The sequence below is a fragment of the Bradyrhizobium sp. WSM1253 genome (assembly GCF_000244935.1).
Taxonomy (GTDB): domain Bacteria; phylum Pseudomonadota; class Alphaproteobacteria; order Rhizobiales; family Xanthobacteraceae; genus Bradyrhizobium; species Bradyrhizobium canariense.
Genome location: NZ_JH600073.1, coordinates 6,930,500 through 6,941,785, shown reverse-complemented (window position 1 = coordinate 6,941,785; position 11,286 = coordinate 6,930,500). Strand labels below are relative to the sequence as shown.

The window sequence follows — 11,286 nt, the reverse complement described above, 5'->3', positions numbered from 1 at the left end:
GTGCACGAAACCGTTTCGAGCCTCACACGGAATGACGCTGAAACAACGCCCTCCAAAACTGAACGGCATTGACCTCGAGGAGGGTAATATGCGGAAACTATTTTCGGTGCGGCCTTACTGCCGATCGCATTCGTGGGGTGTTGAACGATTATCTCGGCGGCCCTTTCTGCAGCCCGGGATGGCAAGGCCGCAACATTCTCCGAACGCTTTGCACCCGCGCTGAAGTCCGCCTCGAGCGGCTAAATGCACTCACAGCCCTTGTGAACCTGATCTGGCGACGGCTTGCTTACATGAAACTGGCGGGCATGCGGCCCAAGCTCGTGAGCAATGACGAAAAGGCCGGTGTGACCGGCGGGTCATTTTTCCACTTCCACAACATAAAAACCCGCCGACCGTACGACGGGCGGCGAGCTGACTGAGACGACCATGCGCGATCGCGTGCCGCTTCTCATCTACTTTCAGTTTCTCGCGTCAGTTAAATCATCACGAGAACAATAAAAATTGCGATTTCAACCAGTAACACCGCTGCTGTCATAGGACGAGAAACAAGTCAGCCATGCGTAGCATGATCCGCCTCAGCATCGGCCAAGAAACGGCCCCTCACATCTCATGGCGTAAGCAGGGGCGGGATGCGGGAGCCGTTTCTCGGTAGCCAGACGCGTTCGTCCGGCGCCAGGCACCCTCAAATTAATTCTATTTTAAATATTTTTCAACATTTAATTTGTTTCCCGATTATTTATTTTTTGATAATGACCGAACGCTTTGAAATCGCCAGCGTGCCTTGGAGCGAGCGCATCCGCCGTTCCCCATCCTTTGCTACCTCGCAAGAGAGCAGGACGTATCTGCGGACAAACGCGTGCGGCTGCTATCGCGCACGGCACGGATTGGACCGAGCGTTACCCATGGATTGCCGCGGCCGCTCTGAAAAACATCTGACACATGAAAAAGCCGCTCCGGTAGCCGACGGGTTCTCAATGCCCATGCGTACCGCGGTACTCGTCACCAGTCCGCGATGATCGATCGTACCGCGCTACTCGTTGACGCCGGGTTACCGCCTCCCCTTTCGGCGATGCGTCATCATTCGCTGCCGGCGCTTCATGGCTCGATCGGCTTTTCGTTGTGCCAAGCGGCATAGTAGTCGGCCATGAGCGCCTTCAGCATTCGTCCCGTGTTGCACACCGCGAAGACGAGCTTGCCGTAACCGCTGGCGTGCTTGCACATCAGTTGCGCGGCGATCTGGGCCATGCTCTCGCAGTCGGAAATCCGTCCTTCCAGATCACGGAACGCCAGCGAGTGGAGTTTCGATATGCTCTTCGGAATACCCGGCGGCAGGCAGCTGGGCTCCGGGGAATTGGACAACCTCGCTCATTGCTGCACCCCCGCCAGGGCCTTGCTGCGGTCGCCATGCTTTCGAAGAGTGGCAAACTCCCTCGAAAGGTCGGCATTGTTGTCGGTTACAGTCGCAGTCTCCCTGCCGAAAACGTCCACCTCGGTGATCGTAGCTCGCAAGAGTTGAAAGGACTGATGACTGCCAAGCGATTACGCCTGACACTGTTCCCAGCCGACGCATCATCCGCGCGCCGCACCGGCGTGGGTTGCGAAGTGGCTGGCGCACTGGCTGCGTTCACTCGTGCATAAGGGCCGGCGTCAAAAGCCGCAGATGGCCGCCGCTGTGATCTTCATGGGTTGGAACGCCCAGAGCGCGCAAGAGGTTAGATACATTGCGCACCATCGCGGCGGCGCTGACCGGGGCGCTGAATTGGAGGCGGCACATGAAAATCATGGACGAAGACGGCGAAGTCATCGCCATAGCATCGGATGATCATACTTTAATCGGCGGCCACCACCGCCTCGCGGTGGCGGCCAGCCTCGGTAAAAAACTGTTCTGGCGAGATACCGGCGAACCAGTGAAGCTTGATCACTTCTTCAAGCATTATGTAAGTTCTCTTCGACATACAGCCTGATCCGCCCGACGAGCGTTGTTCGGTACATTGCAACTACGCCAATTGAGGCGGGGCAGCTTTCATTTTCACACCCCATCGCTCTCCAGCGTTCCGGCCTCCAGCTTCGCCCAATGCTGGCATTGAACCAACATCGCTCCAGGTATTCGCGGTCGCAGGCCGATAAGAAAAATGCGTTATTGTCACACCATGCTGCGCGTCTTGGCAGTTTTTTCGATGACCCGTAGGTTGGCACCGTAGGTAGGCGGTAGCGCACTCACTATCGAGCCAGAATTAGAACGAAGCTTCAATGCGATAGTCGTTTGAATGTGGAGGAGTGGACGACCTGCCGTCCAGCGCCCAAAGCTTTCCGACAAATTATCAAACTCGGCTCGAGACAATGAGCGAGGCCGAGTCCACCGCTCTAGCCGTTCGCGAGGTCTACAGCGCTTATTACAGCGAGATGGGACGCGTAGGCGCGGCTCCGGAACCAAAGGCTCGAACGCCTACGACAGAGGGCAAACTCGTGCGGTCCCAGAGACCGCTTGGACCTCAACCCGGTCAATCGGCTGCGCGCCATACGACGAGGCCAATGACCCGAAAATCCCTCCCGGCACTGCTAATTTTCGGAAGCATTGTGGCACTGGTTGTCGCAGTCGGATTTCTAGCGCAGTAAGACCGGCCGCGAATTCTGTGCAACGTCCGCTTTTCCCCCGCGATCCGACTAGGGCAGATCGTGCACTTCGCGTTTGGGCCAACTGGCGACACCGCGGGCGCAGCCTCGAAGACTTGGATCCTTAGTTTGATCGGTCAATAGCGCTGACACAACTGAAGCGCGCGTATTGCCGAATTTTCCCGGCTGTTGCAGCCTAGGCACACCGCCTGCTGATTGAATCAGCTAGCTTAAGGCTGGAATTCCGGACAGCAAAAGAACCGGCGTCGTTTGGGCTGAAACGTGGATGGAGCGCAAGTAATGAAGAAGATTTTGTTAAGTGGCGTGGCTTTGCTGGCCGTGAGCATGGCGGCACCTGCATCAGCGGCTGATCTGGCGGCTAAGCCTTACGTCAAGGCCCCGCCCCCGGTGGTCGCGCCGATCTATGATTGGACCGGTTTCTACATCGGCGCCAACGGCGGTTGGGGGCAAAGCCACGGTTGTGTGGATTTCGTGACGCCCGCAGGGACAGTCGCAGGTGGTTGCGCGGATCGCTCCGGGGGCCTCGCTGGCGGACAGATCGGGTACCGCTGGCAAACCAATCAATTTGTGCTCGGTTTGGAAGCGCAAGGAGATTGGGCCGAAATCAAGAACACGCGCGTCAGTCTGATCGACCCGCTGATTTCGACAACCGGTAAGATTGACGCCATCGGGCTCTTCACGGCGCAACTCGGTTGGGCGTGGAACGCCTCGCTATTCTACGTGAAGGGCGGCGGCGCCGTGACGCGCAATCGGTTCGATATATTCAACAACGTCACCGGGGTCGGCCTGGCATCGGCTGGCCACACGCGCTGGGGCGGCGCCCTCGGCGTGGGCTGGGAGTACGGCTTCACGCCCAACTGGTCGTTCGGTATCGAATACGACCATCTCTGGATGGGGCGTGATAATGCCGGCTTCGCAGGCGTAGTCACTCCCGGAGGGTTTGTCCTCACCGGCAGCGGGGTCAGCCAAGATGTGGATATGGTCACGCTTCGATTGAACTACCGCTTCGGTGGATACGGCGCACCGGTCGCGGCCAGATACTGATCCCCTCATCTTCGCAAACCAAAGCCCCGGCACGCCGGGGCTTTTTTGTGGTTATGATTTTCTTGGCCTTTGCTACCTTGCGGTGTCTAAGTTGGAAGAGCACGTTCATCGCGGCCACATTCGTTAAGCAAGCAATCCGAGCCGCTGAGCTATCGTGACCAGCTCTGCCAGAGACCGCACTTTCATCTTCTCCGTCACTCGATGACGATGTGCCTTGATTGTCCGCTCCGTCGCTCCCAATTCAGACGCGATCTGCTTGTTGAGTCTTCCGCGCACGACAAGCTCGAATACCTGCCGTTCACGCGCAGTCAGTGTCGCCAGCAGCGCCTGCATCTGTTGCAGCCCGCGTCGCGCGTTAAACATAATTGCGTGGCGGGCCACTGCCTGTTCAATGGCGCCGAGCAACTGCTCCGGTGTAACCGGCTTGGTGAGGAAGTCATCGCCACCCGCTTTTATGGCCCGCACGGGAATATCTTCGTAGCCAGTGAGGAAGACGATTGGTAGCGCGACTTTAAGTGCCTTCAATTGCTGTTGCAGCTCTGGACCGCGATTTCTGGCAGGGGCGGTTCAACTCGCCAAAATCGGCGACAGGAAAAATTAACCGTCTTATGGCCGACACGGCCATCACGGCGAACCGGAGCAGACGATCCAGCGGATCCGGTCGCCGGCACCTCCCTGGACGCGCTCCCGCACCACGATCGTGCGGCGAACGACAGGTGTGTGCTGAATTACACTTGTGCCGAGCTTCAAGTTGCGCCGCAAGATGCCGAGGAGATCACACCGGACCGTATGGGCAACGCCGACGGCAGCACGCGGCAGGTTCCAAGTACCGCCTCAATCTCGGTACCGGCAGAACTCGTCGCCGTTTTCATATTCAATGCAGGTCTTGACGCGAGCATGAGGCCGCATTTCGTTATAGTAGCGGCCTTCGCTGCGGTCCGCTGACCCATATCTAGAATCGCGGTCCATATCGTCATCGTTGCGACGCCAGCTTCGGCCGGTGGTTCGATGATCCTCATCTTGCTCCATCATACGGCCCATCTGTCGCTGACGCATACGGTCCATATCCATTCGATCCTCGCTACGCTGCCGCCGGGCCGTCCAATCTCGGTTGACCCGTGTGTCCTCGGCGCTCTGACGGTCTGAGTCGCGCGCTTGATCTGATTGCTGCGGTGTCCGCTCTGGCTGGACGGGAGCCGTTTGCGTTTGGCCTTGGCCTGACTGTGGTGATGGTCGCTCCGGCCGGACTTGGGTCGGGACTTCGTTGGGATCTGGTGCTGTTTGCTGAGCAGAGGCAGCCACGGGCACCAAACCAAAGACCAGGAGCAGGATGGAAGCCATATCTGATCGGCGCATGATCTCACCTCGCGGGTTTGCTCTCTAACCTCGTCTAGCTGTCTTTGTTCTTATGAAAACAGCGCCATTTTGAAATGTCAGTATCGTTGCCATTGGCAGGTTCTCTGCAAGGCGCGAGCGGCTCGGCCGCTCGCGCCACCGAAGCGGCAGCTCCAGCTAGGCAGCACGCTTCATGCGTTCGACGGTCTGACTTATATGGTTTCCGGCGTCGTCAGCCACCTTGAGGGACATGTCGGCAATCCGACGGCTAGTATCTAAGGCGCTACTGATCGTGTCGCGCACTAGATCGGTGTGCACGACTGCGAGATCGTGAGGAGTTCGGCAGCGCCAGAGTTCATTCATGCGGTCCATGCTCAGTTCCATCTGCTGTCGCACGAAATCGAAGTACTCGCGTGAGACACCATTCACGCCTTTTGCGACAGCTGTGGCAGAGTACATGATGGCTTCGGCGTTGCGGGCGGAGCGTTCCGTTGCCCGCTGCGCTTCGTCACCTGTCACACCGAGTGTTCGGCCAAGCAGGTCAGTGGAGCGACCCAACAGCGCCGTGGCCATGTCGACGCCAAGACGCCAAGTGTTTTTCAGCATCTCGGCATTTTGTTGCAGCAAATGGCTGCTAGCTTGAGCCACCTCCTCGCCGGCCTCAGCCGCGGCTAATCCGATCCGTCTGGTTTGCTCAGTGCTCCTTTCGCCAGCGCGTCGGATTGTCTCTTCAGCATTTTGAGTAGGCTTTTCCTCCGGGCGTGCATTGGCCATTTTTGTTGCTCCATCGATGTTATTGTTGGTGAGATCGGGTCCTGTGCGTGTCCGTCACAAGTGCGATCCTAGGCAAGCAAACGTGCTCGCTTTTTGCCCGTTCCGGGGCGAGGCAACTTTAATCATGCTCCGGGATCACGCGCAGGAACGAGCGCTTCAACTTCCAATTATTTTGTGAATTGGCTTCATAGGTCCGGCACCGCTCGGCATCACGATGTTGCCGAACCCGCGTCATCAAGGCTCAGTCATGACTACTGCGGAAACCGTATTGCTCATCGCGGCTTCGCTGTTCGTACTTCTCGCCATCGGTACCGTCGGCTTCTCCAAACTGGCGGAGTGGAAGAATCCGCCAGTCGGCAAGTTCCTCGAATGCGCGGGTGTGCGTCTCCACTATATCGAGCGGGGTGATCCTGCGGCTCCTTGCGTCGTGCTGTTCAATGGCAACAGATCCATGATCCAGGATTTCACGACTAACGGGCTTGTCGACCTTCTTGCGCAAGGCAATCATGTGGTCTGCTTCGACCGTCCAGGCTTCGGGCATAGTCAACGGCCGCGGCTCCGAGTCTGGACCGCAGCAGCTCAAGCCGCTTTGCTGGCGAAGGCGCTAAATCAACTCGGGGTTCGCGATCCTGTGGTGCTGGGCCATTCCTGAGGCGCTCTTGTCGCGATCACTCTCAGCCTGCGAAAGGATTGTCCCATCCGGGGCACTTGTGCTTGCGTCCGGGTACTACTTCCCGACCGTGCGATGGGACGTATGGCTGATGTCGGGTTCGGCCGTACCGGTGTTGGGCGACTTGGTGAGTTACACTGTCGCACCGATCATTTCGTGGGCCATCTGGCCCGGGACCATTCGCAAATTTTCGCGCCCCGTTCTGTCCCGCAAACGTTTAAGAATGAATTTCCAGCTTCTCTAACGCTCAGGCCCAAACAACTGAGAGCGGCTGCGGAGGAAAGTGCACTCCTCGTTCCAACTGCAGTGCAATTCCAAGCTTGCTATTCACGCATCGGCTGCCCAGTACGCATATTCCACGGAACAGAGGACCAAGTGATAGAACCCACACAGGCGCGAAATCTACATCAGGCGCTGCATCGCTCCCTGCTTCATCTGGTTTCGAATGCTGGACATATGGTGACGTATGCAGATCCTGCCGTCATTGCCCAAGCCGTCAATTCGGTAGCAAATTCCTCTTAAGTTGGACCGCGGCGTCAGACGCTTCCGCTGATCGTCCGTTCGAGGTCCACATCCAGCTTTTTCTGCGGCGCTCTACAGATCGGCTAGGGGCGGACTAGGGGAACGACCCGGTCCGCGCGAGGTGCAAACCTGCCGCAGCTCTCAAGAACAACTCCTCCTGGAGCTCAACCGCACGTACAACGGTTCCGCACGACTGCACTCCCTTTCGCTTTTGCGCGACGTCAGACCGCCATCGGATTACGGTAGCGGCCCCTTTGGGTAGGACTGGCATGGTGCGATACAAAATTTTCGTGGTGGAAAGCAACCGCGATCGGGTGTCCGAGGTCACCTACTACGTCGCCCTGCACTTCGTGGCCGCCGACGACGGCATTGCCGCCGGCGAGGCGGTCGAATACGTCAACCCGAACGCCGCCTATGAAAGCTGAGGCGCTTTCGCGGAAGCTCGGCATTGTCGGCGCGGTTGGCCTTCAGCCGCAGCGGAGATCTGGCGACGGGCAACTTCGGAGACGCAACCGTGATCAGCAAGTTTGGCGACGTGCCGGATGACCTGGGCGGTAGAGCCGATTGTTCAGCTTTTCAAGTCGAATTCGGTCCGCAGCCGGTCTGCGATCGTTTCGATCATCTCGGACCGCCCCGCGTCCCGCCGTCCGTCCGTCATGATCGCGACCTTCCAAGTATCCTGACAGGGGACGACCGAGACGGTGATATCCGTGGGCAACTCGCAGATGTCTTCCATCTCCAGCTTGATCGCCGCGTCGAGTTCTTCGCGCGTTTTTGCCGGCTTTTTCAAGCTGGTTCTTTCACCGCTCGGAACGGGACCACCGCCTTTGGCTATCCGCGCGAGCGCATGTTTTTGAGCAGCGGGCCTTTGAGCCCTTGGTTATCCGCTACAGGCGCCGTTCTCAAACGGCGGGCGGTGGTCCACCGAGTCAAAGATATTGTCGCGTTATCGTTCCCTCCGCTTTGCGCCTTCGAAAACGGGTCAGTTGGGCTGCCTCGACCGGGAAAGTCCGCGTTGCCGGAACGATGTCATACGCGGCGCGTCATCCAACCGGTGAGCAGCCTGGCCGGAGCAGCGAATGCCGAGAGCCCTCAAACGCCGCTTGGACGACGTCATGGCGGACCTATGTCTCGGTATAACGTGACCAACCTGTAGCTCTGGTTGGACCGGGAGTCGGCATCGCCTTCACGTGACCCGTGGAGACTGCTGTTACGAAAAACTCGCCACCACATCGTCCGCAACCGGTATTAGCGGAAACCAACACAGATGACCAACAACACCATCTCAGTGAACGGCGCTCTGCCAGATCTCACCTGACGCAACCTCATCGATGAGGGAACCGGCGGCAGCGCCGCAGCTTGCCCGTCGCGATAACCACCATGTCCCCGTACCGCAGCGCCGGCGATGACGTCCGCCGCTCCGCTTTCTGAGGAGACCCACTTTTGCCGATCAAGATGAAGGTCAGTGACGTCGTCTTCGGCGAACCGTGATTGTTGTGCAAAGGGGCAGCCGATGAACTGAATCTGATTGCCGACACGATCAGAGGCCCGTCAGTTCACGCTGGCGCGCCTCCTGCACACGGCTGTGATGCGCATTGTGTGAGCTAGTTCACAAGCGGCAAGTATCACCGAGCGTAGCGTGTGCGCTTCCACTGGAGGGAAGCGCAATGAAGTGGAAATTGACAACCTATCGAATGCTCGCGCTGACCGTCGTTGTCTTGATGGCGGCTGGTACTACTATGGCCATCGGTACTCCTCGTGGAGTCTATGAACCGATGTTGGGAACCGATTGGCAATGCACCCGGACCATGCTGCTCGTGACCACCTGTGCTCACTCAAGCAGTAGATCGGAATAAACTCCGGATGCTTGCAGGCGCACGCAGGGCGACGCTCATACCTATTTAGAAGGGAGACTGAGCGTGTTTGCAGACCACAGAACGGTCCAGGTAGTCCTCAGCCTCAGCTCTGTCGGGTCCCTCAGGGCTCTTTGACAGCCCTCCTTACCAGGTTGTCACTGGCGGTGCGGCGGTACGTCCCAAGCACCAGCGGAAGAGATGCCGACATCGCCCGCTTCAGTGTCGCGGTTGCGAGTCGGTGATCCGCTATGAACCGGGCGGCCGACTTGCGTCCTCTCCTTCAATCCTCAGCGTGAAGTTGTCTGCCCATCGAACCGACACCGCCTACCCACGTGCCGACGATTTCAAAGTTCCGATTGAAGGCGACCAACTCCGCGAGATATCCCGGCGCTATGCGTCCAAGCTCGGACTCAAGCCCGAGAAATGCCGCGGGCGTCCGAGAGGCCATGATGAGAGCATCGATAAGGGAGATTTCGAGCAGCGCAACAGCGTTGCGCACCGCCTCGATCATGGTGAGGTGAGCGCCAGCGAGCGTGCCATCGGGGCCCGTCAGGCGGTTTTCGTGCAACGTGATCGGCCTTCCGTGCAGCATGAATTGCCGGTCGTCGGTGCCCGCCAATGGCATGGCGTCGCTGACCAGCATCAATCGATCGCGTCCCTTGCAACGGAAGGCAACACGCAAACTAGTGGGGTCAACGTGGATGCCGTCGCAGATGATGCCTGCAAACAGCCGGTCATCCCAAAGCGCGGCGCCCACCAGGCCCGGCTCCCGGGCGTTCAACTGCGACATGGCATTGAACAGATGGGTGACCCCCAAGACACCGCGATCGACCGCCTGCCCGATTTCGGCTGCGGTGGCGTCGCTGTGGCCGGCCGCGATACGCAATCCAGCGCCGATCAATTCATCGATCATGGACTCGGGCACACATTCTGGGGCCAAGGTCAGAACGGAGCGCCCAAGCACACCGAAACTCTTGATCGCAGCGAGATCGCGCCGATCGGGGACGCGTATCTCGGCTTCCGGATGAATGCCCTTGCGAGACCTGTTGAGAGCGGGTCCTTCCAGATGAAAGCCGAGAACGCCCGGAATCTCTAGACAAGCCTTGGCGACAGCAGCCAATCGCTCGATGACCTCGATACGATCGGTGATGAGAGTCGGCAAGCAGCTGGTGGTCCCCTTCTCGCGGTGCGCTTCAACGATGCGTCGAATGCCAGCTTCCGTTGGCTGGTCGTTGAGAAGGACGCCCCCGCCTCCGTTCACCTGGATGTCGATGAATCCAGGTGCAAGGATCGCGTCTGCGGGAAGCTGGATTGAGGCGGGCGTCTCAGCCTCGCCCAAGGTGACGCTCTCAATCCGCCCCTGCGAGATCCTGACCGACCCCGGGCCGCGCATGTCGGCACCATCGAAGATGTGCTGCGCGGCAATCGTGAGAGAGGGAGAACCGGCGAGGCCCATCACTATTCATCCACCAATGGCAGTCACGGACTCGTGAGGGGAGCCCCGTGCAGGACATGTACACCAACTAGCTCCGGCGGGACCCGAAGCGAAACCTTCGCGTTAACTTTGCATGGGAACAAAAGGTACCACGTATCTCGGCGTTGACGGCGGCGGAACCGGCTGCCGTGCCCGGATCGAGGACGAAAATGGAAAGGTGCTCGGTGCAGCGATCTCGGGGCCCGCCACCACGCGGATTGGCTCCGAGAAGGCTTGGCGCTCCATCATGCAGGCCACGGAAGCGGCTGCCGCAGAGGCCGGACTGATGCGCGAGGATTTCGCGCGGATGCACGCCGGAATTGGTCTCGCTGGTTTTGGCCGCCGGGGCGCGGAAGCAGAGTTCAAGAAGATCGCGCATCCCTTTGCGTCCGTCATCTTCATCAGCGACGGTTTGGCGGCCTGTCTCGGCGCCCATAGCGGCGCGGATGGCGCCATCGTGGTAGCCGGCACAGGCTCGGTGGGTGTCGGTCTGATCGACGGCCGCGAAATCCGTGTCGCGGGTTATGGCTTTCCCGTGTCGGACGAAGGCAGTGGAGCCGACATCGGCCTGCAGGTTGTTCGATTGGCGCTGCGGGCCGCGGATCGCCGCGGCGAGCTTACCCCATTGCTTTCGGAGGTGCTGGGCGCATTCGATCATGATCCTTATCAGGCGGTGGCTTGGTCGGAAGAAGCCAGGGCCACAGACTACGCTGCCTTCGCGCCGATCGTGATACGGCATGCCAACCAGGGCGATCCGGTCGGCCGTCGCATTGTCGAACGCGCGGCCGATGCCATTGGCGATCTGCTTGATCTTTTCCTGGCGAGAGGGATTGACCGGCTCTCGCTGGTAGGCGGGCTCGCGGATGCCATTACGCCGTGGCTGACGCCAGACCTGCGCGCGCGCCTGAGGTGTCCTGATGCCGACGCGGCGGCCGGCGCATTACTGGTGGCGCGAGGGCGGCTTGAGTTGGCCAGCA

11 protein-coding genes are annotated in these 11,286 nt (G+C 59.3%); 6 read left to right on the top strand and 5 right to left on the bottom strand.

What is annotated here, in order from left to right:
• Positions 1–140 precede the first annotated feature (140 nt).
• Complete coding sequence (locus tag BRA1253DRAFT_RS43950; protein WP_157158664.1) at positions 141–419, top strand: hypothetical protein; 279 nt, start codon at positions 141–143, stop codon at positions 417–419.
• Between the two features lie 676 nt (positions 420–1,095).
• Here BRA1253DRAFT_RS43950 and BRA1253DRAFT_RS43945 read toward each other — a convergent pair.
• Entirely contained in the window at positions 1,096–1,359 is a 264-nt protein-coding gene (locus tag BRA1253DRAFT_RS43945) for a hypothetical protein (protein WP_007601713.1), read from the bottom strand.
• 413 nt (positions 1,360–1,772) lie between these two features.
• Here BRA1253DRAFT_RS43945 and BRA1253DRAFT_RS33715 point away from each other — a divergent pair, with 413 nt between their 5' ends.
• Both BRA1253DRAFT_RS33715 and BRA1253DRAFT_RS33710 read left to right on the top strand, forming a co-directional pair.
• A complete protein-coding gene (locus BRA1253DRAFT_RS33715) occupies positions 1,773–1,964 on the top strand; it encodes a hypothetical protein (protein WP_007601712.1) in 192 nt (63 codons plus the stop codon).
• Between the two features lie 949 nt (positions 1,965–2,913).
• Positions 2,914–3,678, top strand: a complete 765-nt coding sequence (locus BRA1253DRAFT_RS33710; RefSeq protein ID WP_007601711.1) for an outer membrane protein — start codon at positions 2,914–2,916, stop codon at positions 3,676–3,678.
• 123 nt (positions 3,679–3,801) lie between these two features.
• On the opposite strand, the gene BRA1253DRAFT_RS33705 is transcribed toward BRA1253DRAFT_RS33710, so the two are convergent.
• Complete coding sequence (locus tag BRA1253DRAFT_RS33705) at positions 3,802–4,203, bottom strand: response regulator transcription factor (RefSeq protein ID WP_371261352.1); 402 nt, start codon at positions 4,201–4,203, stop codon at positions 3,802–3,804.
• Positions 4,204–5,190: 987 nt separating this feature from the next.
• The gene (locus tag BRA1253DRAFT_RS33695; protein ID WP_007601704.1) at positions 5,191–5,787 is read right to left on the bottom strand and encodes a phasin family protein; all 597 of its coding nucleotides are present in this window, start codon (positions 5,785–5,787) and stop codon (positions 5,191–5,193) included.
• 247 nt (positions 5,788–6,034) lie between these two features.
• Between BRA1253DRAFT_RS33695 and BRA1253DRAFT_RS45645 the strand changes: the two genes are divergently transcribed.
• Both BRA1253DRAFT_RS45645 and BRA1253DRAFT_RS46355 read left to right on the top strand, forming a co-directional pair.
• The gene (locus BRA1253DRAFT_RS45645; protein WP_245286025.1) at positions 6,035–6,439 is read left to right on the top strand and encodes an alpha/beta fold hydrolase; all 405 of its coding nucleotides are present in this window, start codon (positions 6,035–6,037) and stop codon (positions 6,437–6,439) included.
• A gap of 809 nt (positions 6,440–7,248) precedes the next feature.
• Positions 7,249–7,404 carry a hypothetical protein gene (locus BRA1253DRAFT_RS46355; protein WP_007601702.1) on the top strand — a complete coding sequence of 52 codons (156 nt, stop codon included), beginning with the start codon at positions 7,249–7,251 and terminating at the stop codon, positions 7,402–7,404.
• Positions 7,405–7,547: 143 nt separating this feature from the next.
• Here BRA1253DRAFT_RS46355 and BRA1253DRAFT_RS44745 read toward each other — a convergent pair whose 3' ends face one another.
• Both BRA1253DRAFT_RS44745 and nagA read right to left on the bottom strand, forming a co-directional pair.
• Complete coding sequence (locus tag BRA1253DRAFT_RS44745; protein ID WP_035994433.1) at positions 7,548–7,769, bottom strand: hypothetical protein; 222 nt, start codon at positions 7,767–7,769, stop codon at positions 7,548–7,550.
• 1,346 nt (positions 7,770–9,115) lie between these two features.
• On the bottom strand, positions 9,116–10,291 hold the full coding sequence (nagA, locus tag BRA1253DRAFT_RS33675; protein ID WP_007601698.1) for an N-acetylglucosamine-6-phosphate deacetylase: 1,176 nt from the start codon (positions 10,289–10,291) through the stop codon (positions 9,116–9,118).
• 112 nt (positions 10,292–10,403) lie between these two features.
• Between nagA and BRA1253DRAFT_RS33670 the strand changes: the two genes are divergently transcribed.
• Positions 10,404–11,286: BadF/BadG/BcrA/BcrD ATPase family protein (locus BRA1253DRAFT_RS33670; RefSeq protein ID WP_007601697.1), on the top strand; the 883-nt coding region annotated here is incomplete at its 3' end.

Coding starts and splice junctions, on each gene's coding strand:
- BRA1253DRAFT_RS33715 (WP_007601712.1), top strand. CDS start 1,773: ATGAAAATCATGGACGAAGACGGCGAAGTCATCGCCATAGCATCGGAT.
- BRA1253DRAFT_RS33710 (WP_007601711.1), top strand. CDS start 2,914: ATGAAGAAGATTTTGTTAAGTGGCGTGGCTTTGCTGGCCGTGAGCATG.
- BRA1253DRAFT_RS33695 (WP_007601704.1), bottom strand. CDS start 5,787: ATGGCCAATGCACGCCCGGAGGAAAAGCCTACTCAAAATGCTGAAGAG.
- BRA1253DRAFT_RS45645 (WP_245286025.1), top strand. CDS start 6,035: ATGACTACTGCGGAAACCGTATTGCTCATCGCGGCTTCGCTGTTCGTA.
- BRA1253DRAFT_RS46355 (WP_007601702.1), top strand. CDS start 7,249: ATGGTGCGATACAAAATTTTCGTGGTGGAAAGCAACCGCGATCGGGTG.
- nagA (WP_007601698.1), bottom strand. CDS start 10,291: ATGGGCCTCGCCGGTTCTCCCTCTCTCACGATTGCCGCGCAGCACATC.